General features: G+C 71.5%; 21 protein-coding genes and 1 tRNA gene. 15 read left to right on the forward strand and 7 right to left on the reverse strand.

The window, feature by feature from the left end:
* The first annotated feature begins 117 nt into the window (after positions 1-117).
* From AS594_RS27520 to AS594_RS27530, 3 genes are all read left to right on the forward strand, one after another.
* Positions 118-1,668 carry an APC family permease gene (locus AS594_RS27520; protein ID WP_069935466.1) on the forward strand — a complete coding sequence of 517 codons (1,551 nt, stop codon included), beginning with the start codon at positions 118-120 and terminating at the stop codon, positions 1,666-1,668.
* A 190-nt stretch (positions 1,669-1,858) separates the two neighbouring features.
* Positions 1,859-2,524, forward strand: a complete 666-nt coding sequence (locus AS594_RS27525; protein WP_079148885.1) for a molybdopterin-dependent oxidoreductase — start codon at positions 1,859-1,861, stop codon at positions 2,522-2,524.
* Positions 2,508-3,155, forward strand: coding sequence for a cytochrome b/b6 domain-containing protein (locus AS594_RS27530; protein WP_069935468.1), 648 nt, complete (start codon positions 2,508-2,510; stop codon positions 3,153-3,155). Before AS594_RS27525 ends, AS594_RS27530 begins: the two co-directional genes overlap by 17 nt.
* Here AS594_RS27530 and AS594_RS27535 read toward each other — a convergent pair.
* Positions 3,141-4,538, reverse strand: a complete 1,398-nt coding sequence (locus AS594_RS27535) for a GntT/GntP/DsdX family permease (protein ID WP_069929538.1) — start codon at positions 4,536-4,538, stop codon at positions 3,141-3,143. The two genes, AS594_RS27530 and AS594_RS27535, sit on opposite strands and share 15 nt — an antisense overlap.
* A 7-nt stretch (positions 4,539-4,545) precedes the next feature.
* The gene (locus AS594_RS27540; RefSeq protein WP_069929539.1) at positions 4,546-5,067 is read right to left on the reverse strand and encodes a gluconokinase; all 522 of its coding nucleotides are present in this window, start codon (positions 5,065-5,067) and stop codon (positions 4,546-4,548) included.
* A 135-nt stretch (positions 5,068-5,202) separates the two neighbouring features.
* On the opposite strand from AS594_RS27540, the gene AS594_RS27545 reads away from it, so the two are divergent.
* From AS594_RS27545 to AS594_RS27555, 3 genes are all read left to right on the forward strand, one after another.
* On the forward strand, positions 5,203-5,904 hold the full coding sequence (locus AS594_RS27545; protein WP_069929540.1) for a FadR/GntR family transcriptional regulator: 702 nt from the start codon (positions 5,203-5,205) through the stop codon (positions 5,902-5,904).
* Positions 5,905-6,003: 99 nt separating this feature from the next.
* Entirely contained in the window at positions 6,004-6,744 is a 741-nt protein-coding gene (locus tag AS594_RS27550; RefSeq protein ID WP_079148760.1) for a FadR/GntR family transcriptional regulator, read from the forward strand.
* On the forward strand, positions 6,737-8,197 hold the full coding sequence (locus AS594_RS27555) for an amino acid permease (protein WP_069929542.1): 1,461 nt from the start codon (positions 6,737-6,739) through the stop codon (positions 8,195-8,197). Before AS594_RS27550 ends, AS594_RS27555 begins: the two co-directional genes overlap by 8 nt.
* Positions 8,198-8,344: 147 nt before the next feature.
* On the opposite strand, the gene AS594_RS27560 is transcribed toward AS594_RS27555, so the two are convergent.
* Positions 8,345-9,106, reverse strand: coding sequence for a TetR/AcrR family transcriptional regulator (locus tag AS594_RS27560; RefSeq protein ID WP_069929543.1), 762 nt, complete (start codon positions 9,104-9,106; stop codon positions 8,345-8,347).
* 99 nt (positions 9,107-9,205) lie between these two features.
* On the opposite strand from AS594_RS27560, the gene AS594_RS27565 reads away from it, so the two are divergent.
* The 4 genes from AS594_RS27565 to AS594_RS27580 are packed head-to-tail and all read left to right on the forward strand — an operon-like array spanning position 9,206 to position 14,154.
* A complete protein-coding gene (locus AS594_RS27565) occupies positions 9,206-10,681 on the forward strand; it encodes an APC family permease (RefSeq protein ID WP_069929544.1) in 1,476 nt (491 codons plus the stop codon).
* Between the two features lie 41 nt (positions 10,682-10,722).
* Positions 10,723-12,372: an amidohydrolase gene (locus tag AS594_RS27570; RefSeq protein ID WP_069935470.1), complete on the forward strand. Its 1,650-nt coding sequence runs from the start codon at positions 10,723-10,725 to the stop codon at positions 12,370-12,372.
* A gap of 58 nt (positions 12,373-12,430) precedes the next feature.
* Entirely contained in the window at positions 12,431-13,519 is a 1,089-nt protein-coding gene (locus tag AS594_RS27575) for an S-(hydroxymethyl)mycothiol dehydrogenase (RefSeq protein ID WP_069929546.1), read from the forward strand.
* Positions 13,516-14,154: an MBL fold metallo-hydrolase gene (locus tag AS594_RS27580; RefSeq protein ID WP_069935471.1), complete on the forward strand. Its 639-nt coding sequence runs from the start codon at positions 13,516-13,518 to the stop codon at positions 14,152-14,154. Before AS594_RS27575 ends, AS594_RS27580 begins: the two co-directional genes overlap by 4 nt.
* Before the next feature lie 50 nt (positions 14,155-14,204).
* On the opposite strand, the gene AS594_RS27585 is transcribed toward AS594_RS27580, so the two are convergent.
* Positions 14,205-14,292 (reverse strand) — tRNA-Leu (locus tag AS594_RS27585).
* Between the two features lie 137 nt (positions 14,293-14,429).
* On the opposite strand from AS594_RS27585, the gene AS594_RS27590 reads away from it, so the two are divergent.
* From AS594_RS27590 to AS594_RS27600, 3 genes are all read left to right on the forward strand, one after another.
* Positions 14,430-15,764, forward strand: coding sequence for a M20/M25/M40 family metallo-hydrolase (locus tag AS594_RS27590; RefSeq protein WP_069929548.1), 1,335 nt, complete (start codon positions 14,430-14,432; stop codon positions 15,762-15,764).
* Positions 15,765-15,943: 179 nt separating this feature from the next.
* Positions 15,944-16,177: a chaplin ChpH gene (chpH, locus tag AS594_RS27595; protein WP_069929549.1), complete on the forward strand. Its 234-nt coding sequence runs from the start codon at positions 15,944-15,946 to the stop codon at positions 16,175-16,177.
* A gap of 144 nt (positions 16,178-16,321) precedes the next feature.
* Positions 16,322-17,152, forward strand: a complete 831-nt coding sequence (locus AS594_RS27600) for a chaplin (protein WP_069929550.1) — start codon at positions 16,322-16,324, stop codon at positions 17,150-17,152.
* A gap of 74 nt (positions 17,153-17,226) precedes the next feature.
* Here AS594_RS27600 and AS594_RS27605 read toward each other — a convergent pair whose 3' ends face one another.
* A complete protein-coding gene (locus AS594_RS27605; RefSeq protein WP_018535088.1) occupies positions 17,227-17,415 on the reverse strand; it encodes a DUF5703 family protein in 189 nt (62 codons plus the stop codon).
* A 303-nt stretch (positions 17,416-17,718) separates the two neighbouring features.
* On the opposite strand from AS594_RS27605, the gene AS594_RS27610 reads away from it, so the two are divergent.
* A complete protein-coding gene (locus AS594_RS27610; protein ID WP_069929551.1) occupies positions 17,719-18,414 on the forward strand; it encodes a hypothetical protein in 696 nt (231 codons plus the stop codon).
* 87 nt (positions 18,415-18,501) lie between these two features.
* Here the strand turns inward: AS594_RS27610 and AS594_RS27615 are convergent, their stop codons facing one another.
* Both AS594_RS27615 and AS594_RS27620 read right to left on the reverse strand, forming a co-directional pair.
* Positions 18,502-20,844 carry a helix-hairpin-helix domain-containing protein gene (locus AS594_RS27615; protein ID WP_107358048.1) on the reverse strand — a complete coding sequence of 781 codons (2,343 nt, stop codon included), beginning with the start codon at positions 20,842-20,844 and terminating at the stop codon, positions 18,502-18,504.
* A gap of 248 nt (positions 20,845-21,092) precedes the next feature.
* Positions 21,093-22,076, reverse strand: coding sequence for an aldo/keto reductase (locus AS594_RS27620; RefSeq protein ID WP_069929552.1), 984 nt, complete (start codon positions 22,074-22,076; stop codon positions 21,093-21,095).
* Positions 22,077-22,218: 142 nt separating this feature from the next.
* Here AS594_RS27620 and AS594_RS27625 point away from each other — a divergent pair, with 142 nt between their 5' ends.
* The gene (locus AS594_RS27625) at positions 22,219-23,268 is read left to right on the forward strand and encodes an LLM class F420-dependent oxidoreductase (RefSeq protein ID WP_069929553.1); all 1,050 of its coding nucleotides are present in this window, start codon (positions 22,219-22,221) and stop codon (positions 23,266-23,268) included.
* The last annotated feature ends 53 nt before the right edge of the window (positions 23,269-23,321 follow it).

Raw genomic sequence — 23,321 nt, forward strand, 5'->3', positions numbered from 1 at the left:
GCACCGGACCGCCCCCGCCGCCGGACCCCACCGCGGCACCCCGCCCCACCACCTCACCCACGAGCTCACCTCACCTCACCTCACCTCACCTCACCGAAGCGAAGGGACAACCCCGCCATGTCGACGGGCAGTTCGAGCACGAGCGAGAGAAGCAGAGAGACCGGCGCCAGTGAGATCCGTACGTACAAGGGGCAGGAGCGGGCGCTGCGGGCCGGCCGCCTCGGCACGACGGGCCTCCTGCTGTCCGTGCTGGCGGCGAGCGCCCCGCTCATGGTCGTCGCAGGTGTCATGCCCACCACATACGGTGTGATGGGGATCGTCGGCCAGCCCCTCCTCTTCGTCATCCTCGGCGTCGTGCTGATGCTGTTCAGCGTCGGATACGCCGAGATGAGCCGCCACGTCCACAACGCCGGCGCCTTCTACGCCTACATAGCCCGTGGCCTCGGCCCGACCGCCGGTGCCGGAGCCTCGCTGGTCGCCCTCGTCGCGTACAGCGCCATGCAGGTCGGCATCTACGGAATCCTCGGCTTCGAGATCTCCGGCATCTTCGCCGCCTACCTCGACATCACCCTCGCCTGGTGGATCCCCGCGCTGGTCGCGGTGCTGGTCGTGGGCGCGCTCGGCTGGCTCAAGATCGACCTCAACGCCAAGGTGCTCGGCGTCCTGCTGGTCGTCGAGTGCGCGCTGGTCGTGATCTTCGACGTGGCCGCGATCGCCGACCCGGCCAAGGAGGGCCTGTCCCTCCAGGCGTTCAACCCCGAGACCCTCACCGGCGCCGGGCTCGGCACGGCGCTCTGCTTCTGCATCGCCGCCTTCGTCGGCTTCGAGCAGGCCCCGGTGTACGCCGAGGAGACCAGCCGCCCGCAGATCGTCGTCTCGCGCGTGATGTTCCTCGCCGTCGGTTACGCCTCGCTCTTCCTGGCCCTCAGCGCCTGGGCGCTCAGCGTCGCCGCCGGACCCGGCCAGATCGTCAAGGTGGCGGGGGAGCAGGGACCCGGACTCCTCTTCACGCTCACCGAGAGCAGGCTCGGCTCCACCTTCACCGACGTACTCCACATCCTCTTCGTCACCGGCATGTTCGCCGCGCTGCTCAGCTTCCACAACGTCGTCGCGCGGTACGCCTTCGCCATGGGCCGCGAGGGCCTCCTGCCGGCCTCCTTCGGCCGTACGAACAAGACGAGCGGCGCCCCGGCCGCCGGGTCGCTGCTCCAGTCCGGCGTGTCCCTGGCCATCGTCCTGGCCTTCGCGTTCACCGACGACAAGCCGGCCGGGGACCCCACCGTGCCGGTGCTGCACCTCTTCACCTGGATGGGCAACGTCGGCGCGCTCGGCGTCATCCTGCTGATGGCCGCCGCCTCGCTGGCCGTCATCGCCTTCTTCGTCCGCCGGGGAGCCGGCCGCGCGCAGGCGGGACGGCTCGTCGCCTCCGGCATCGCCGCCGTCGCCCTGCTGGGCATCGCCTTCTACACGGTCAAGGACTTCGGCATCCTGGTGGGGGCGGGGTCCGGCTCGTCCCTGAACTGGATCCTGCCGGGCATCATCGGCGTAGCCCTCGTCGGCGGCCTGGTGTACGGCGCGGTGCTGCGCTCGGTGAAGCCCGAGGTGCATGCCCGGATCGGACTCGGCAACGAGGCGTTCCAACTGGAGAAGCAGGCCACGGAGGTCTGAGCCGGGCCGGGCCGGCACGAGCCGGCCGGAAGCTGGGCAGGTCTGACGGAATCCGACCCGGAATTCCGACGGGCACCCGCGGCCACTGGCCCTCGGAGGCCGCGGGTGTTCGAATTGTCGTGTGACTCCTCAACCACCGGCCGGCCCGGACAGCGGCGGCGCTCCCGTCGGCCGTCGGCTCGTCCTCGGCATGCTGGGCCTCGGCGCCGCGGGCCTGGCCACCGCGCCGTACCTCCAGAACGGGCTCGAAGCCTTCCTCGGCTCCGCCGCGGACAAGGACCCCACCGGCCTGACCGGCCTCCTGCCCAACGGCGGCGGCTTCCGCTACTACTCCGTCGCCTCCTCCGTACCGCGCAAGGGCCCGGAGAGCTACCGGCTCACGATCGACGGCCTGGTCGACCGGCCGGCGACGTACACCCTCGACGACCTGCGGGCGATGGAGCAGACCCGCCTCGTGCGCGACGTCCAGTGCGTCACGGGATGGCGGGTCCCGGACACGCCCTTCGAGGGTGTGCGGCTGTCACGCCTGCTGGCCGCCGCGGGTATCAAGCCGGAGGCCGGGGCCGTCCGCTTCACCTGCTTCGACGGTACGTACAGCGAGAGCCTCACCCTCCGGCAGGCCGGCCGCGAGGACGTACTGGTCGCCCTGCGCATGCGGGACAAGCCGCTCACGCACGCCCACGGCGGCCCGGTGCGGCTGTACGTCACTCCCATGTACTTCTACAAGTCGGCGAAATGGCTCTCCGGCATCACCGTCACCCGCGAGGTCCGGCCCGGGTACTGGGAGGAGCGCGGCTATGACGTCGACGCGTGGGTCGGCCGCTCGAACGGACGCGACGATGCTCCTACGGTCTGAACTCCCCGCCCGCCTGCTTCGCTTCACCCGCGCCGAGCGCTGGGTGCACCGCGCCACCGCCGGCCTGGTGCTGCTGTGCGTCGCGACGGCGGCCTGTCTGTACGTACCCCAGCTCGCCGAACTCGTCGGCCGGCGCCACCTCGTGGTCACCGTGCACGAGTGGTCCGGGCTGCTGATCCCGGCGCCCTTCCTGGTCGGCCTCGCCTCCCGTGCCTTCCGCTCCGACCTGGGCAGGCTCAACCGGTTCGGGCCGCACGACCGGCAGTGGCTGCGGGCAGCGCTGCGGCGCGACACGAGTGCCGCGTCCCAGCCCGCCGGGAAGTTCAACGCCGGCCAGAAGCTGTACGCCGCGTGGATCGCCGGCGCCGTACTGGTGATGCTCGGCACCGGACTGCTGATGTGGTTCACGGACCTCGCGCCACTGGTGTGGCGTACGAGCGCCACCTTCGTCCACGACTGGCTCGCTCTCGCCATGGGCCTGGTGATCGCCGGGCACATCGGCATGGCCCTGACGCGGCCGGAGTCCCGGCGCGGCATGCGCACCGGGACTGTCGACCGCGCGTGGGCGGAAGAGGAACACCCGCTGTGGGCGCGGGAGTTGAAAGACCGTCCTGATCTACAGGACGAGTGACAGGAGCAGCACGAAGCCCAGCGAGACCACGGAGATGATGGTCTCCATCACCGACCAGGTCTTGATCGTCTGCCCGACGTCCATGCCGAAGTACTCCTTCACCAGCCAGAACCCCGCGTCGTTGACGTGGCTGAAGAAGAGCGAGCCCGCGCCCACGGCGAGCACCAGCAGGGCCGCGTGCGACGCCGACATGTCGGCGGCGAGCGGGGCGACCAGACCGGCCGCCGAGATGGTGGCCACGGTCGCCGAACCCGTCGCGAGCCGGATGGCGACGGCGATCAGCCAAGCCAGCAGCAGCGTCGGGATGGCCCAGTCCTCGGAGAAGTCCAGGATCATCTGGCCGACGCCCACGTCGATGAGCGTCTGCTTGAAGCCGCCGCCCGCGCCGACGATCATCAGCACGCCCGCGATCGGGGCGAGCGACTTCTCGACGGTCGAGGAGAGACGGTCCTTGGTGAACCCGGCGGCGCGGCCCAGCGTGAACAGTCCCACCAGTACGGCGGCGAGGAGCGCGATCAGCGGCGAACCGATGACGTCCGTGACCCGCTGCACGCCGTTCGCGGGGTCGTCCACGACGATGTCCACGAGTGCCTTGGCCAGCATCAGTACGACCGGCAGCATGACGGTGGCGACGGTCGCGCCGAAGCCGGGACGGCGCTCCAGGTCCTCGGAGGGACGCTGCGGAATCATTCGTTCCGGCGCCGGGATGTCCACCCAGCGGGCGGCGTACTTGGAGAACAGCGGCCCCGCGATGATCACGGTCGGGATCGCGACGAGCACACCCAGCCCCAGGGTGAGGCCGAGGTTGGCGTCGATCGCGTCGATCGCGACCAGCGGACCGGGGTGCGGCGGTATCAGCCCGTGCATGACGGACAGGCCGGCCAGCGCGGGAATGCCGATCCGCATCAGCGAGTAGTTCCCGCGCTTGGCCACGAGCAGCACCACCGGGATCAGCAGCACGATGCCGACCTCGAAGAAGAGCGGCAGCCCGATGATGCTGGCGATCAGCACCATCGCCCAGGGCATCGCCCGGCCGCTCGCCTTCGCCAGGATCGTGTCGACGATCTGGTCCGCGCCGCCGGAGTCGGCCAGCAGCTTGCCGAGGATCGCGCCGAGCGCGATGAGCACACCGACACCCGCGACGGTGTTGCCGAGGCCCGTCGAGAAGCTCGTGATGGCCTTGTCGAGCGGGGCGCCGGCGAACGCCCCGAGCGCCAGCGACCCGATGGTCAGCGCCAGGAAGGCATGGAGCTTGAACTTCGTGATGAGCAGGACGATGACGGCGATGCCGGCGAGGACTGCCATCCCCAACTGGCCGTTGCCCGCCGAGGTGATCGGCTCGACGGCGCCCGCTGCCAGCGTCTCGACGCTGAGACTGGTCACGGTGGCTCTACTTTCTGAAGTCGTCGTCGAGCCGGCGCAGGGCCGCGACGGCTCGTTCGGTGATGTCCTCGGGAGACCCCGAGACGTCCACGGCCACGCCCGCCTCGTCCGCCTGGAGCGGCTGGAGGGCGGCGAACTGCGAATCGAGCAGCGCGGTCGGCATGAAGTGGCCCCTGCGCTCCCGCATCCGCTCCTCGATCAGCGCACGGTCGCCCGTCAGATGCAGGAACACGGCATGGGGGGCGGCGGCGCGCAGCCGGTCGCGGTAGGCCCGCTTGAGCGCGGAGCTGCTCACCACGCCGCCGAGCCCTGCCCTGCCGTGGGCCCACTCGCCGATCGCGTCGAGCCAGGGCCACCGGTCCGAGTCGTCCAGCGGAGTACCGGCCGACATCTTGGCGATGTTGGCCGGCGGGTGGAAGTCGTCACCCTCGGCGTACGGGACGCCGAGCCGGGCGGCGAGCAGGGGACCGATGGTGGTCTTGCCGGTCCCTGCCACGCCCATCACCACGACGACGTGGGGGCTGTTCATGAGTGGAGTGCCTCGCTGTCTTCATCGACATCGGTCCGTCGCGCTACTGAAACCCATTAGGTACGACGTATTCAAGAGGCTGTGACATAAACGTCGTACTTTTGTTCGTGACGGCCGCCCCGTAGGCTGAGCCCCATGACCAACCAGCCCCGGGGGCTGCACGCCCAGCTGCTGGAAAGCCTCGGTCCCGCGATCACCGCCGGTGAGTACCCGCCCGGCAGCGTGCTGCGCACGGACGAGCTCGCCCAGCGCTTCGACGTGTCGCGCACGGTGATCCGCGAAGCGATCCGGGTCCTGGAGTCGATGCACCTCGTGGAGTCCCGCCGCCGGGTGGGCGTGACGGTACGCCCCACCGAGGAGTGGAACGTCTACGACCCTCAGGTCATCCGGTGGCGGCTGGCCGGCGCCGACCGCCCCCGCCAGCTGCGCTCCCTCACGGTGCTGCGCTCCGCCGTGGAGCCTGTGGCGGCGGGGCTCGCGGCGCGGTTCGCGACCCCGGAGCAGTGCGCGGCACTCACCGAGGAGGCGCTCGGGATGGTCGCGACCTCGCGGGGCGGGCAGCTCGACGCCTACCTCGTGCACGACATCGCGTTCCACCGCGTCGTCCTGCGCGCATCGGGCAACGAGATGTTCGCCCGCCTCGGTGACGTGGTGGCCGAAGTCCTCAGCGGACGCACGAGGCACCAGGTGATGTTCGAGGACCCCGACCCCGCGGCCGTCACCCTGCACGTCCAAGTCGCCGAAGCCGTAAGGGAAGGCGACGCGCCGCGGGCGGAGCGGCTGACCCGTGAGATCGCGGTCGGCGCGCTCCAGGAGCTCGACGTACTGGCCCCGTAGGGCGCCCGTAATGTCCGCCCCATTATCCTTTTGTTTGCTTTAAATCAACTCTCTGAACACTCTTGACGCTTGTATGTCCGACCTCCGAGCATTCTCCGCATGGTCTTGTCAGACAGCCGGACAGGTGGCGGCGCACCCCGGCGCATCAGCGCGATGGAAGCCGTCCTCACCCACCTCCGGGACGCCATAGAGCGGGGTGAACTCGCCGTCGGCGAGAAGCTCCCCACGGAGGCCGAACTCGGAAAGCGCTTCGAGGTCAGCCGTTCCGTCGTACGGGAGGCCCTGCGCGCGCTCCAGGCGCTCGGCCTCACGGTGTCCCGGGCCGGCAAGGGCACGTACGTCGCGGCCGGCGGACCGGTCCAGAACCCGGTCTTCGGCGCGTACTCCGCCCGGGACCTGATCGAAGTGCGACGGCACGTCGAGATCCCCGTGGCGGGTTACGCTGCTACCCGTCGCACGCAGGACGACGTAGACCTGCTGACGCACCTGATCGGGAAGATGGAGCAGGAGCCCGACCCCACCGCCTGGGTGGCGCTGGACACGCTCTTCCACATTTCCGTCGCCCAGGCTTCGGGCAACCCTGTCTTCCGCAAGATCATCGAAGAGATCAGGGACGCCCTTGCCCGGCAGTCCACCTTCCTGAACCAGCTCGGGGACCGACGACGCCAGTCGGACCTCGAGCACCGGGCGCTCGTAGAGGCGATCGTCGGCGGCTCCGAAGGAGCGGCGGTGCGGGCCATGGCCGCGCACCTCGAACACGTCGAGACCACCTTGAACACGATCGTGCGGCCCGGTACCGCACAGCACCCCCAAATGAAGGCGAAGAAACAGCATGAGTGACCGCACACTGTCTGCGGCCCCCGCCGGTCCCGCCGATCCCGTATCGACATCCCCACATGTCGACGCGGGTGACGAGGGTTACAGCAAGGACCTGAAGTCCCGCCACATCAACATGATCGCCATCGGCGGCGCGATAGGCACCGGCCTCTTCCTGGGCGCCGGTGGCCGCATGGCCGGAGCGGGTCCGTCCCTCGCCATCGCGTACGCCGTCTGCGGTGTCTTCGCCTTCTTCGTCGTCCGCGCGCTGGGCGAGCTGGTGCTCTACCGCCCGTCCTCCGGCGCCTTCGTCTCGTACGCCCGTGAATTCATGGGGGAGAAGGGCGCCTTCGCGGCGGGCTGGCTGTACTTCCTCAACTGGTCGACCACCGCCGTGGCCGACATCACGGCGGCCGCCACCTACGCCCACTTCTGGGCCATGTTCAGCGACGTACCGCAGTGGGTCCTCGCGCTGATCGCCCTCGCCGTCGTCCTCACCGCGAACCTGATCTCGGTGAAGTACTTCGGTGAGATGGAGTTCTGGTTCGCGATCGTCAAGGTCGCCGCCCTGGTCGTCTTCATGGCCATCGGTATCTACCTGGTCGTCACCCAGCACCAGCTCGACGGCCACACCCCGGGCTTCTCCACGATCAGCGACGGCGGCGGCCTGTTCCCCGTCGGCATGCTGCCCATGCTCCTGGTCATCCAGGGCGTCGTCTTCGCGTACGCGTCGGTCGAGCTGTGCGGTGTCGCCGCCGGCGAGACGAAGAACCCCGAGAAGATCATGCCGAAGGCGATCAACTCGATCATGTGGCGCGTCGGCATCTTCTACGTCGGCTCCGTCGTCCTGCTCGCGCTGCTGCTCCCGTACACGGCGTACTCCGGCGGCGAGAGCCCCTTCGTCACCGTCATGAACAAGCTCGGCGTCGCCGGCGCCGCGGACGTCATGAACCTCGTCGTGCTGACGGCGGCCCTCTCCAGCCTGAACTCGGGCCTGTACTCCACGGGCCGGATCCTGCGCTCGATGGCGCTGTCGGGCTCCGCGCCCAAGTTCACCGGCCGCATGAACAAGGGCCAGGTGCCGTACGGCGGCATCCTGCTGACCGCCGGCTTCGGTGTCCTGGGCGTGGGTCTCAACTACGTCATGCCGGGCGAGGCGTTCGAGATCGTGCTGAACTTCGCGTCGATCGGCATCCTCGGCACCTGGGGCATGATCATGCTCTGCTCGCTGCTGTTCTGGCACCGCTCGAAGGACGGCCGGGTCACGCGCCCGTCCTACCGCCTGCCGTGGGCCCCGTACACGCAGATCGTGACGCTGGCCTTCCTGGCCTCCGTGGTCGTCCTGATGTGGTGGGGCGGCGGCGTGGGCCGTACGACCGTGATGTGCCTCCCGCTGATCGCGGCGGCGCTGGTCGGCGGCTGGTTCATGGTGCGCAAGCGCGTGGCCGCCGTCGCGACCGGGCGCGAAACCCTCTGACCCACCACACGCGCCCCGCACGCCCTGAGGGGCCCGCGAGTCCCCCCGCGCCGACGCCGCTCCTCCCGAGCCGCGTCGGCGCGGTCGTTCCACGCCCCGGACGTGCCCCCTCACACGCGACCACCCCGCGTCCCGCGACCCCGCGCTTCAGCCCGGCCGGCGTCCCGAAACGGGTGCCCGGCCGCCGGGACGGGGCGGGCCGGGGGAGGCGGCGGCCCCCAGCCGCGCCTGAGCCGCCGCCAGCACCATCTCCAGGGCCGCCGGATACCCGCTGCCCGCCATCTCCGCCACCAGCACCCGCGCGGTCGCGGCGATGTGCGGATGACTGTCCGCCGGCAGCCGCGCGTACGTCCCCCGCCACGCCGCCTCCTCCGCCTCCCGCGCCCCCGCCGGCAGCGCGAGCGTCGCCGCGTCCAGCGCCGCGAACGACAGCGTCTGGTCCACGAAGACGTGGTAGATCCGCACCGCCTCCGCGTCCGGGAACCCGGCCCCGCGCAGGATCCCCAGGATCGTCTCCACCGCCTGGATCTCGTGTGCCCGCCCCGTCACCCGCGCGCACGTCAGCATCGCCGCCTGCGGATGCGCCTGGTACTCGGCGTGCATCATCATCCCCAGCGTCCGCAGATCGGCCCGCCACCGCCCACTGGGCCGGAACCGCCGCAGCGTACGCCCGATCAGCTCGTCGGCCACCGCGAGCAACAGATCGTCGGTGTCCCGGAAGTACCGGTAGAGCGCACTCGGGTCGGCCCCCAGCGCTGCCCCGAGCCGCCGCACGGTGAGCGCCGCCGCGCCGTGCTCATGGATCAGCCGCAGCGCCGTGGCGACGATCAGCTCCTCGGACAGCACCGTGCCCCGCTTGGTGGGCCGCCTGCGCCGCCGCCCCTCCTCCGGCACCACTCGCTCACTCATGCCGCGCACGTTACGACAACACTGTTGACGTGTGAAGGCCCGGCGGAGTTCGATGTGCCGCCATCGGGGCCGTCGTGGCCCCCCGGTGAAGGAGCCGCGATGACGTCATCGAAGACCCCGTACGGCAGCGGCCCGCCCGCGCCCGGCACGCTCACCAGGACCCTCGGCGTAATGGACGGCTTCGCCATCGCCGCCTCCAGCACCGCCGCCACCACCAGCATCGGCATCGGCCTGGGCGTCACGGCGGGCGTCGTCGGCCTGCACCTGCCGATCATCATGCTGCTGGCGTTCCTGCCGGTCCTCGGCATCGCGAGCGCGTACACGCGGCTCAACAGGTCCGAGCCCAACATGGGCAGCGGCTACGTCTGGGTGGGGCGCTCCCTCAGCCCCTGGCTCGGCTTCCTCGTCGGCTGGATCGGCCTCGTCGCCACGGTCGTCTTCCTCTCCTACACGACCGCCGTCACCGGCTCCGCCCTCCTCCAGCTCGTCCGCGAGACGGGCGTACGCGGCGTCGCCGGCCTCACCCTGGACCCCGACTCCACCGCCCAGTCGACCGCGCTGGGCATCCTCGTCCTGATCGCCGTCACCCTCACCGCCGTCACCGGCCTGCGCACGGCCGCGAACCTCCAGAAGTACCTGCTCGTCTTCGAGTACGCCGTCCTGCTCGCCTTCTGCGGTTACGGACTCGTCGCCGGCCCGCACCCCTTCAGCCTCGACTGGCTCAACCCCTTCACCATCCCCTCCGGCCAGGCCCTCGCCCAGGGCCTCCTCCTCTCGGTCTTCTGCTACTGGGGCTTCGAGTCCTCGTTCAGCGTCAACGAGGAGGTACGCGACCCGCAGGACGCCTCCAGAGCCGGACTGATCACCCTCTTCACCATGCTCGGCCTCTTCCTGCTCGGCTCCTTCGCCTTCCAGCGCGTCCTGTCAAGGGACGAACTCGCCGGCAACGGCGCCCAGGGCCTCACCTTCTTCGGCGACCGCCTCGCCGACCAGCCGCTCGCCGCGCTCCCGCTGATCGCGCTGACCTTCTCCGCCGTCGCCTCCCTCCAGGCCGGCGTGATCCCCACCGTGCGCGGCATGTTCGCGATGAGCCGCGACCGTACGATGGGCCCGCTCTGGCAGCGGATCAGCCCGCGGTACGGAACCCCGGCGGCCGGCACGGTCGCGATCGGCTGCGTCGCCGCGGCCGTCGCGTTCCTCTCCCTCGTCCTCCCGAAGATCGCCGACGTGATCCTGGCCTCCGTCAACGCCATCGGCGTCGTCGTCTCCCTCTACTACGCCCTCACCGCGCTCGCCGCCGCCGCGCGCTTCCGCTCCACACCGCGCGTCGTCGTGGTGCCGGTGCTCAGCGCGGCCGTACTGCTCGCCCTCGGCGGTTACCTCTGCTGGACCTTCTACACCTCCGCCGACCACTTCGAAATCAGCGCGGACAACGGCTGGTTCATGCTCGCGTGCCCCGCCGTGATGGTGCTGAGCGGATTCGTCGCGGCGGCCTGGGCGAAGTGGGTGCGCAAGTCCCCCTACTTCGTCACCGGACGCGGAACCGACCCGGACGCCGTACCCCTGTCCGTCTGACCCCACACCAATCCCGCCAACCCCCTCTAAGGAACCCACCCATGCGCCACACCCCCGCCGACCTCGTCTTCACCGGCGGCCCCGTCCTCACCCTGGACGCCGCCCGCAGCCGCGCCACCACCGTCGCCGTCACCGGCGACCGCGTCACCGCCGTCGGCCACGACGAGGTACGTGACCTCATCGGCCCCCAGACCGAAGTGGTCGACCTCGAAGGGAAACTCCTGCTCCCCGGCTTCCAGGACGCCCACATCCACCCGGTGGCGGCCGGTCTGGAACTGGCCCACTGCGACCTGACGGCCGCGCGTACGGCTGCCGGGACAGTGGCCGCCGTACGCGCGTACGCCGAAGCCCGCCCCGAAGAGGAGTGGATCACCGGCGGCGGGTGGTCCATGGAGGCGTTCGACGCGGGCGCGCCCACGAAGGACCTGCTCGACGCCGTCGTCCCCGACCGCCCCGTCTACCTCCCCAACCGCGACCACCACGGTGCCTGGGTCAACAGCCGCGCCTTGGAACTCGCCGGCGTCGACCGCACCACCCCCGACCCCGCCGACGGCCGCATAGAGCGAGCCGCCGACGGCAGCGGCGAGCCCACCGGCCTCCTCCAGGAGGGCGCCATGGAGCTGGTCGCCCGCCTCGTCCCGCCGTCCACGCCCGCCGACCGGCTCGCCGCACTCCTCCGGGCCCAGCGACTGCTCCACTCGTACGGCGTCACCGCCTGGCAGGACGCCATCGTGGGCTCCTTCGGCGCGATGGACGACCCCGCCGACGCCTACCTCACCGCCGCCCGCGACGGCTCCCTCACCGCCCGCGTCGCCGGCGCCCTGTGGTGGGACCGCGAACGCGGCGCCGAACAGATCCCCGAACTCCTAGCCCGACGCGCGGAGCTGAGCCACGGCCGGTTCCGCGCCGGATCGGTGAAGATCATGGTGGACGGAGTCGCCGAGACGGGCACCGCCGCGCTCCTCGCCCCGTACCTGGACGGCTGCGGCTGCCCCACCGCCAACCGCGGCACCAGCTTCATCGACCCCGCCGACCTGCGCCGGTACGTCACCGAGCTCGACGCCCTCGGCTTCCAGGCCCACTTCCACGCCCTCGGCGACCGCGCCGTACGCGAGGCCCTGGACGCTGTCGAAGCGGCCCGCACCGCCAACGGATGGCGCGACACCCGCCCGCACCTCGCCCACCTGCAAGTCGTCCACCCCGACGACATCGCCCGCTTCCGGCAACTCGGTGCCACCGCCAACATCCAGCCCCTGTGGGCCGCGCACGAGCCGCAGATGGACGAGCTGACCATCCCGTTCCTCGGCCCGGAACGGGCCGGCCACCAGTACCCCTTCGCCGCCCTGCTGCGCTCCGGCGCCACCCTCGCGGCGGGCAGCGACTGGCCCGTCAGCAGCCCCGAGCCGCTGCACGGCATCCACACCGCCGTGAACCGCGTCGAGCCCGGCGGCACCGGACCGGTCTTCATCCCCGGGCAGCGCATCGGCCTGACCGACGCCCTGACCGCCTACACGGCGGGCTCCGCCCACGTGAACCACCTCGACGACACCGGCAGCGTCCGCGCCGGATTCCTGGCCGACCTGGTGGTACTGGACCGCGACCCGTACGCGGCGCCCCCCGGCGAGATCGCCGCGACCCGGGTGGCACGCACCTACGTGGGCGGACGGCAGGTCTACGACGCCGGTCTGTAGAGCGAGTACGGTGCCAAAGCGGTGCCCGTACTCGACGCGCGAGGAAGGAAGTTCACGTATGACACAGCAGGTCCAAGGGGTGATCGCACCGGGGAAGAACGAGCCGGTGCGGGTCGAGACCGTCCTCGTCCCCGACCCGGGCCCCGGCGAGGCCGTCGTGCAGATCCAGGCGTGCGGCGTCTGCCACACCGACCTGCACTACAAACAGGGCGGCATCAACGACGACTTCCCCTTCCTCCTCGGCCACGAGGCCGCTGGCATCGTCGAGTCGGTCGGCCAAGGCGTCACCGAGGTCGCCCCCGGCGACTTCGTCGTCCTCAACTGGCGGGCGGTCTGCGGCCGGTGCCGGGCCTGTCTGCGCGGGCGCCCCCAGTACTGCTTCGATACCCACAACGCCCGGCAGAAGATGACGCTGCTCGACGGCACCGAGCTGTCCCCGGCACTCGGCATCGGCGCGTTCGCCGAGAAGACCCTGGTGGCGGCGGGACAGTGCACCAAGGTCGACCCGTCCGTCCGGCCCGCCGTCGCGGGCCTGCTCGGCTGCGGCGTCATGGCGGGCATCGGCGCCGCCATCAACACCGGCCAGGTCGGCCGGGGCGACTCGGTCGCCGTCATCGGCTGCGGCGGCGTCGGGGACGCGGCGATCGTCGGCGCCAGGCTCGCGGGCGCGGCGAAGATCATCGCTGTGGACATCGACGACCGGAAGCTGGAGACCGCCCGCACCATGGGCGCCACCCACACCGTCAACTCCCGCTCCACCGACCCAGTCGAGGCCGTCCGCGAGCTCACCGGCGGATTCGGCGCCGACGTCGTCATCGAGGCGGTGGGCCGCCCGGAGACGTACAAGCAGGCGTTCTACGCCCGTGACCTGGCCGGCACCGTGGTCCTCGTCGGCGTCCCCACCCCCGACATGCGGCTCGACCTCCCGCTCATCGACGTCTTCGGCCGGGGCGGGTCCCTGAAGTCGTCCTGGTACGGCGACTGCCTGCCCTCCCGCGACTTCCCGATGCTGATCGACCTGCACCAGGAGGGCCGTATCGACCTCGCCGCCTTCGTCACCGAGACCATCGGCCTGGGCGACATCGAGAAGGCGTTCGCGCGCATGCACGAGGGCGACGTACTGCGCTCGGTGGTGGAGTTCTCATGACGGCCGCACCCGCACGCATCGACCACCTGGTCACCTCGGGCACCTTCTCGCTGGACGGCGGCACCTGGGACGTCGACACCAACGTCTGGATCGTCGGCGACGACACCGAGGCGATCGTCATCGACGCGGCCCACGACGCCCGGGCCATCGCCGCCGTGCTCGGTGGCCGTACGCTGCGCGCCATCGTCTGCACCCACGCCCACAACGACCACATCGACGCCGCCCCGGCCCTCGCCGAGGCCACCGGGGCGCCGGTCCTCCTGCACCCCGACGACCTGCCGCTGTGGAAGCAGACCCACCCGGACCGGACCCCCGACGGGGAGCTCGCCGACGGCCAGGTCCTCACCGTCGCCGGGATCGCACTGACCGTCCTGCACACCCCGGGCCACGCCCCCGGCGCGGTCTGCCTGTACGCCCCCGAGCTGGCCACCGTCTTCACCGGAGACACCCTCTTCCAGGGCGGCCCCGGCGCCACGGGCCGCTCCTTCTCGCACTTCCCGACGATCGTCGACTCGATCCGTGACCGGCTGCTCACGCTGCCGCCGCAGACGCGGGTATGCACCGGCCACGGCGACGGGACCACCGTCGCGGCCGAGGCCCCGCACCTCCAGGAGTGGATCACCAGAGGCCACTGAGACGGGCCCGGAAAACGGAAGAACCCCCAGTTCGACTGGGGGTTCTTCGCTGGTGTCCGAGGGGGGACTTGAACCCCCACGCCCGATAAAGGGCACTAGCACCTCAAGCTAGCGCGTCTGCCATTCCGCCACCCGGACAAGGTGTCTGTCTCGCGGCCCTGGGCCGTTCCGACGTGGAAAACCATAGCAAACATTCAGACCCCCTGATCACACCCCCTTGCGGGGCAGCGGGAGGATGAGGGGGACCACCAGCACAGCCAGTGGGAGGAAGCAGCGTGAGCGAGTCGAAGACGGCAGGCAGGGCCGGCACGGTCTCGGGCGAGGACGAGGTCACCGACCTCTGCCGGGACCTGATCAGGATCGACACCAGCAACTACGGAGACCACTCCGGACCGGGGGAGCGGGCGGCGGCGGAGTACGTCGCCGAGAAGCTCGCCGAGGTGGGGCTCGAACCGCAGATCTTCGAATCCCACCCGGGGCGGGCCTCCACCGTGGCCAGGATCGAGGGCGAGGACCCGTCCAAGCCGGCCCTGCTCATCCACGGGCACACGGACGTCGTACCGGCGAACGCCCAGGACTGGACGCACCACCCCTTCGCGGGCGAGATCGCGGACGGCTGCGTGTGGGGCCGGGGCGCGGTCGACATGAAGGACATGGACGCGATGACCCTCGCGGTCGTACGGGAGCGGATGCGCAGTGGCCGCAAGCCCCCGCGCGACGTGGTGCTGGCCTTCCTCGCCGACGAGGAGGCGGGCGGTACGTACGGGGCGCGGTATCTCGTCGACAAGCACCCGGGGCTCTTCGAGGGCGTCACGGAGGCGATCGGCGAGGTCGGCGGCTTCTCCTTCACGGTCAACGAGAACCTGCGGCTGTATCTCGTCGAGACGGCGCAGAAGGGCATGCACTGGATGCGGCTCACTGTGGACGGTACGGCCGGTCACGGCTCGATGACCAACAACGACAACGCCATCACCGAGCTGTGCGAGGCGGTCGGGCGGCTCGGGCGCCACAAGTGGCCGGTGCGGGTGACCAAGACCGTACGGTCCTTCCTGGACGAGCTCTCCGACGCGCTCGGCACCCCCCTCGACCCCGAGGACATGGACGCGACGCTCGCCAAGCTCGGCGGCATCGCCAAGATGGTCGGCGCCACGCTGCGCAACTCCGCCGCCCCGACCATGCTCGGCGCGGGCTACAAGGTGAACGTGATCCCCGGGCAGGCGACCGCGCATGTCGACGGGCGCTTCCTCCCGGGGTACGAGGACGAGTTCCTCGCCGACCTCGACCGGATCCTCGGCCCGCGCGTGCGGCGCGAGGACGTGCACGGCGACAAGGCGCTGGAGACCAGCTTCGACGGGAGCCTCGTCGACGCGATGCAGGTGGCGCTCAGGGCCGAGGACCCCATCGCGCGGGCCGTCCCGTACATGCTCTCCGGCGGCACCGACGCCAAGTCCTTCGACGACCTGGGTATCCGCTGCTTCGGCTTCGCACCGCTGAAGCTGCCGCCCGAGCTGGACTTCGCCGGGATGTTCCACGGCGTGGACGAGCGGGTTCCGGTGGACGGGCTGAAGTTCGGCGTACGGGTCCTGGACCGCTTCCTGGACAACTGCTGAACCGGCGACCGCTGAACCGACAAGTGCTGAAACGACTTTCCAACTAATCGGCCGGACGTGCTATTTGACTGAAAAGAGTGAATGAGACCATAGGCTAGTAGCCCCATTACTTTCCCTTCGTTACAAGGTGTGCGGTCCGCGGCTGGGATCGCATTCGTTGCCAACAAGGAGGAAAAGTAATGATCAAGAAGGTCGTCGCTGCTGCGGCTGCCACTGGTGGTCTGGTTCTCGCCGGCGCGGGCATCGCCGTCGCCGACTCGGGTGCCCAGGGTGCTGCTGTCAAGTCCCCCGGCGTGCTCTCGGGCAACGTCGTCCAGGCCCCGATCCACGTGCCGGTGAACGCGTGCGGTAACACGGTCTCCGTGATCGGGCTGCTGAACCCCGCCTTCGGCAACACCTGCGTCAACAAGTGACGTTGTGCATGAACCCGTAAGGGTCTGAGTCCCGGGCGGCCCCGGAGTGCGCTCCATGCACTCCGGGGCCGCTGGGCAGTCGGCCCGCGGCCGGCACAACGTTCGCGGGCATTCGGTGAAGGCAAGAGGCAGAGGAACGTACCAATGCGGCAGGTAACGACGAAGAGCCTGATCACCGTGGCGGCCGCCAGTGGTCTGCTGGCCATGGGCGGCGGAAACGCGCACGCCGGTTCGGGGGCCGAGGGATCCGCGTCGGATTCCCCGGGCGTACTCTCCGGGAATTCCGTGCAGGCTCCCGTCCACGTCCCGGTCAATGTGTGCGGCAACACCGTGAACGTGGTCGGGGTGCTCAACCCCGCCATGGGCAACAGCTGCGTCAACGACTCGAAGGGCTCGAAGCCCGGCAGGACCCACGGCGGCGGCTCGTCCGCGGACGGGCGTACGAGCGATTCGCCCGGCGTCGGCTCGGGCAACAACGTCCAGGCACCGGTCCACGCGCCCGTGAACGCCTGCGGGAACACGGTCACCGTCGGCGGCCTCGGCAACGCCGCCACGGGCAACGAGTGCGCCAACGACTCGACCGGGAAGCCTCCGGGCAAGCCGGGAGAGCCGGGGAAGCCCGGGGAGCCGGGGAAGCCGGGAGAGCCCGGCAAGCCCGGGGAGCCGGGGAAGCCCGGAGAGCCCGGCAAGCCTGGCCAGCCGGCGGAGCCCACGGAGCCCGGCAAGCCGGGAGAGCCCGGAGAACCGGGTGAGCCCACGGAGCCCGGCGTGCCCGCGGACCCGGACGAGCCCGCGGCGCCCGGTGAGCCGGGCAGCCCGGACGGCCCGGACATCCAGACCGTCACCCAGCCCAAGGGGCTCGAGGCGCTCGCGGAGACCGGCGCCGGCGCTCCGCTCGGCGTGGTGATCCCGGCGGGTGCGGGGCTGCTGCTGGCCGGTGCGGTGCTGTACCGCCGGTCCCGTTCGGCGGCGTAGGGCAGGAGACCCGCGCCGGCAGGGCCGGCGCGGGAAACGGAGCGGGCCCCGCGATCGCGGGGCCCGCTCCGTCTTCACCAGGTGGCTCGTACCTGTCGGATGATGCGCCTGCGCAGCCGCACGCGGCGGCTGCCGTCACGGCGCAGACTCAGTCGGTCCAACTCCCAGTGTCCGTACTCGGCATGGTCCGTCAGCAGACGGGTCGCCTCCTTGCGGGAAACCCCGCGAGGGACGTACACGTCGACAAATTCGTATTCCGGCATCGCGTCCATTGTGCGGGGAGCGACTGAGCGGAGCAACGGGATTGAAAGGGTAAAAATCCTGGTCAAGCCTGGCAGGCCGCAAATGCCCTGGATGTCCGGCCTTATGGCTGCCGGCTTGCGCCCCGCGCGGGCAGGTCGGCGGGGAGCCCGGCCGAGGTGAGCAACGACTGTGTGGCGTTGGGGAGGGGAAGAGAGGCGTTTTGCCTGATCAGAAGGATGAGCCTGCGATCGGGGCAGGCCGCCTCGGCGTCGGATGCGTATCTGTTGTGCGGGCAGAGCCCCGGTACGGATAGCGTCTGCACTATGTCTGATGCTGCGCAGCCCACTGCTGCCGAGGTACGCGCCGCCGCCGAGGCGGTCAAAGCCGCGCTCGACCGTCACCTCGACGCGGTCGAACGCCGCACCGGGGACGACGACCCCGCCGTGTACGACGCGTTCAACGAGCTTGCCGCGGCCGCCGAGGCGTACGACGAGCGGCTCTACGACCGCTACGACGAGGTCACCCCCTTCGAGATTCCCGGGTCCGACGACTCTCTGCCCCCGTACACCGGGCCCGAGGAGCCCAACGCGGTGAGCGTACTGATCCGCCGCGACTACGCGGTGGTCGAGACGCAGCGCCTGCTCGCCCAGGCGCAGCGGATCGCCGATGCCGACCCTGACATCGACGCGCCGGAGATCGAGGTCGAGGTCGACACGGACATCGACGCCGAGGAACGCGGCAATGCCGTGGCGCTCGTCGGCGGCAGCGTCCATGCCGCACTCGGCGTGCTCTTCGGCGAGTACGAACCGGACGAAATCGCCTCGCGGCACAAGGAATTCGGCCTGGAGGAGGGCGACTCCACGCTGTGGGTCGCCGCCGCCGACGACCTGCCCGAGCCGGGGGAGTGGCTGAACGCCCCGTTCGAGCACGCCGATCCGCAGCGGGTCGTGTGCCGCTTCGACGTCAGCTCGGTCTTCGACGACGAGTTCGACGAGGCCGACGGTCCCGACCAGGGCTGACCGGGGCTGGGCGGGGCTGGGCGGGGCTGGGCGGCGCCGGCGGCCGGGCCCAGGCCGTCGGCCCGGCCTCGGCCCGGACCCGCCCGCCTAGAGGGCGGCCTCCTCGGCCGGCTGCTCGGCGGGAGGCTGGAGCAGTGTGCGCAGGCGCGTGGTGCGCGGCCGGTCAGGGATTCCGGTCACCGCGCGCGGCAGCGCCTGGTCGACACCGTGGACCACCGACAGGTGCCGTTCCGCGCGGCTGAACGCGGTGTAGATCCACGGGCGGGTCAGCGCCTGGGCGGCGTCGCCGGGCAGGACGACCACGACGGCGGGCCACCGCATCCCGGTCGCCTGGTGTGCGGTGAGTGCCCAGGCGTGCCGTATGGCGGTCTCCACCCGGTCCTTGGGTACGACGACGGGTGTGCCCTCGCAGTCGAGGTGCAGACCTTCGGAGTCCGCCGAGAGGACCGTGCCGGGCAGGGTCCTGCCGGGCGCCGGGACGTACGCGATCCGGTCGCCGGGGTCGAAGCCGCCGAACCGGCCGGGGCCGGGGTTCAGCCGCTGCTTGAGCGCGGCGTTCAGGGCGCGGGTGCCCGCCGAGCCGCCGTGCCCCGGTGTGATCACCTGGGTCTGCGCGGTGGACACCCCGAAGGCGCGGGGCACGGAGTCGGCGACCAGTTGGACCGTACGGTGCATGGCCTCGCCCGCGTCGCGGACGGGCACGATCACTACCTCCTTGCCCGGCGCCTCGACCTGGTTCAGCTCGCCGATCCCGATTCCGGAGACCAGCTCGCCGATGGGGCCCGGATCGGGCGTACGCGAAACGATGTGCGGGCACGCGCGGGCGGCCAGCAGATCGGCGAAGACCCGGCCCGCACCGGCGGACGACAGCACGCCGGGGTCGCCGCTGAGGACCAGCCTGGTGCCGTCCGCCAGCGACTCCACGAGGACCGCCGCCGTCTCCACGTCCAGTTGCGGCGCGTCCAGGACGACCAGCAGATCGAGGGCGAACAGGCCGTCCTCGTCGCGGCCGGGGCCCTCCGTACCGGCCAGCAGACCGGAGACCGTGACCGCGGCGGACGCTTCGTCGACGGCGGCGGCCAGGCGGCGGCGGCCGTCCGCGCTGTGCGAAGCGGCGTACGCCCGCAGGCCGCGCGCGCGTGCCACCGTGACCAGCGCGGCCGGTTCGGCGCGGGCGGTCTCGCCGCCGGTGTGCGCGACCAGGCCGTTCGCCGCGACGGCCCGGATCAGCTCGGCGGCGGAGGGCGGGACGGGGCCCGGGTCCCAGTCGCCCGCCCCGGCCGCCTCCTTGTCGAACGTACTGGCCAGCCGGGCGAGGCCGTCCGCGAGGCTCTCCTCGGCGAGGGCATACCGGTCGAGTCCCAGCAGCACCTCCAACGGCTCGTCGCTGTCGGCGTCCTCGGCGGCGCCGCCGTCCTTGCCGCTGTCCTGGAAGACGAGCACCACACCCTCGGCGACCGCGTGCCGCACGGCCTCGTCCGGGTCCGGCACCTTGTACCCGGCCAGCGCCTCGCGGACGGCGCCCGACTCCAGGGCGGTGTGGCCCTGGACCGCTGCCCGCTCCAGCAGCCAGCCGATCAGCGCCGCCGTCCGGCGTTCGTCACCGGGGCCGCACTCCGCGCCGAGCAGGGCGCGCGCGAATCCGTCGGCCTGTTCGGGACGCACGCCCGGTACGGCCAGCAGCTGCCACGGGTCGTCGCGCAGGACCTGTCCGGCCTGCTCCCCGAGTGCGCCCGCGACGGACCCGGCGAGTGTCTCGGGAGCACCGCCCTCGGCCAGCACGGCCCGTACGGAAGCCACCGCCTCCGCGGGAGGGGCGACGGACCCGGCCGCCGGGGCGGCCCGCGGTGGCGCGGCAGCGGGGGCCGGAGCGGGCGCGACGCGGCGCGGCGCGGGCGCCGGGGAAGCGAAGAACGCGTCCCCGGACTTCGCGCCGCTCTCCACGGCCCGTACGGCCGCCAGCAGATCGGCGGCCTGACCGCTCAGCTTGGCCCCGGCTTCCACGGGCGCGGTCTTCTCCGCCTTGCGCCGCTCGATCCGCTCGCGCAGCGCCCGCTGAGCGGCGATCTCGGCCTCGGCCTCGGACAACTGCGGCACACCGGCCGCGCCTTCGCCGCCGGCGGCCGTCGCTCCCTCGTCCGCCGAACCCTCACCGGCACCGGCCGAAGGCTCCGGGCCCTCGCCCTCGCTCTCGCCCTCCCCGACGGGACCGGCTGAGGCTGCGACCGGCTCGTCACCGACCCGGGCGGACGGCTGCGCGAGCTCGGCCGCGTCTTCGTCGTGGCCCTCAGCCACGCGCTCCCCGGTACCGGCGGACGGCTCCCCGGCGTCCGCCAGGTTCTCCCCGGCGCCGCCCGAGCGGTTTTCGGGGTCCGGCGCGTCGGCCCGGGGACCGTCCTCGGAGGGCTCCGGGCTGTCGTCGTGCTGCACTTCGGTACCTGCGTCCTCAGTCGCGTCCGCCGGGGACCCGGTCGCATCGCCGGTGGTCCCGGCCTCCTGGCCGGCTCCGGGGCCGGCCGCCGGAGCCGTGGTGGCGCTCTCGGTGTGCGGCTTCCCGTCGTTCCCGGCGGGTGCCGGTGCCGGAACCGCCGGCCCGGTGACAGGCTCGGTGCCGGCCGCCGCGGTCGTGTCGCGGGGGCCGGCCGGGGATCCGGGGCTCGCCCCCCGGGGAAGCGCAGTCACAGCGTGCTCCAGTCCTGGTCGGGATAGCGGTGCACGGGCGCCGACACGTCGTCGAGAGCCCGGCAGATCTCGTCTGGAAGACTAAGCGCCTCCACTGACAATGCCGCCGCGAGCTGCCGCGCGTTGCGCGCGCCCACGAGCGGGGCGACCACGCCGGGCCGGTCGCGGACCCATGCGAGCGCCACCTGGAGCGGGGTGGTGGCGAGACCGTCCGCGGCCGTCGCCACCGCGTCCACGATGCGGCTCGCGGCGTCGTCCAGATACGGCGCGACGAACCCGGCGAGGTGCTCCGAGCCGCCGCGCGAGTCCGGCGGAACAGTGCGCCGGTACTTGCCCGTGAGCACACCCCGGCCGAGCGGCGACGACGGCAGCAGCCCGATCCCCAGGTCGAGCGCGGCAGGCAGCACCTCGCGCTCCACACCGCGCTGGAGCAGGGAGTACTCCATCTGTGTGCTGGCCAGCCGGGTGCGTACGCCGGGCGCCGCGAGCTGCCAGGTGGCGGCTTTCGCGAGCTGCCAGCCGGAGAAGTTGGACACCCCCGCGTACCGCGCCCGTCCGCTGGCGACCGCGATGTCCAGCGCCTGGAGCGTCTCGTCGAGCGGCGTCGCCGCGTCGAACGCGTGCACCTGCCACACGTCGACGTAATCCGTGCCGAGCCGCTCCAGCGACGCGTCGAGCGCCGCCAGCAGATGGCCGCGTGAGCCGTCGAAGCGCCGGTCCGGATCGGGCACGCTGCCCGCCTTGGTCGCGATGACCAGATCCCGTCGCGGAACGAGCCGCTCCACGAGCTGCCCGAGCAGGTACTCCGCCTCCCCGTCCCCGTACACGTCCGCCGTGTCGACGAGCGTGCCGCCCGCGTCCCAGAAGGCCTTCAACACGTCGGCGGCGTCGTGCTCGTCGGTGTCCCGGCCCCAGGTGAGGGTGCCCAGCCCGATTCTCGATACGCGCAGGCCCGTGCGGCCGAGATGCCTCTGCTCCATGGCCGCGAGATTACTGGCCGGGGGCCCGGCGGCAGGAGACCTGTGGACAAGTCCTGTGGACAGGCCCGCCCCCTGACGGATCTCGCCGCCGCGCGCTAGAGTCCCGGACACAGGGACGTTACTGATCAGTAAGGGGAGCGGCATGCGGCTCGGCATCAACCTCGGTTACTGGGGCGCTGGGATGGACGGCGACAATCTCGCCGTCGCCCAGGAAGCGGACCGGCTCGGCTACGACGTCTGCTGGGCCGCCGAGGCCTACGGTTCGGACGCCGCCACCGTGCTCTCCTGGGTGGCCGCCCAGACCGAGAGCATCGACGTCGGCTCCGCGATCTTCCAGATCCCCGCCCGCACCCCCGCCATGACCGCGATGACCGCCGCCACCCTCGACTCCCTCTCCGGCGGCCGCTTCCGCCTGGGCCTGGGCGTCTCGGGACCCCAGGTCTCCGAGGGTTGGTACGGCGTGAAGTTCGACAAGCCGCTGGCCCGCACCCGCGAGTACGTCGAGATCGTCCGCAAGGCCATGACCCGCGAGCGATTGTCGTACCAGGGCGAGCACTGGACGCTGCCGCTGCCCGACGGCCCCGGCAAGCCGCTGAAGCTCACCGTCCACCCGCAGCGCGAGCACATCCCGCTCTACATCGCGGCGATCGGGCCCAAGAACCTGGAGCAGACCGGCGAGATCGCGGACGGCGCGCTGCTCATCTTCCCCTCCGCCGAGCACATCGAGGACACCGCGCTCCGCCACATCCGCGCGGGCCGCGAGAAGGCCGGCAAGACCATGGACGGCTTCGACGTGTGTCCCACCCTGCCGCTCGCGGTGGGCGACGACGTCAGCGCGCTGGCCGACATGTTCCGCCCGTACACCGCCCTGTACGTCGGCGGCATGGGCAGCCGCAAGCAGAACTTCTACAACCAGCTCGCGCAGCGCATGGGCTACGAGAAGGAAGCCGCCGAGATCCAGGACAAGTACCTGTCCGGCGACAAGCAGGGCGCCGCAGCGGCGGTCCCGCACCAGCTGATCGAGCAGACGGCCCTGCTCGGTTCCGTGGAGCGGATCGCCGAGCGGATGCAGGCGTACGCCGCCGCCGGGGTGACGACGCTGACGCTGTCTCCCGCCGGCTTCACTCTCGACGAGCGGATCACCGCCCTGCGGGCCGGCGCCGACGCCCTGGAGCTCGCCGGTCTGGCGTAGCCGCGCGGGACGGGTAAGGAAGGCGCTAACGGAAGGAAGTCTGCGGCCGTGGT

This window comes from Streptomyces agglomeratus (assembly GCF_001746415.1).
Lineage (GTDB): Bacteria > Actinomycetota > Actinomycetes > Streptomycetales > Streptomycetaceae > Streptomyces > Streptomyces agglomeratus.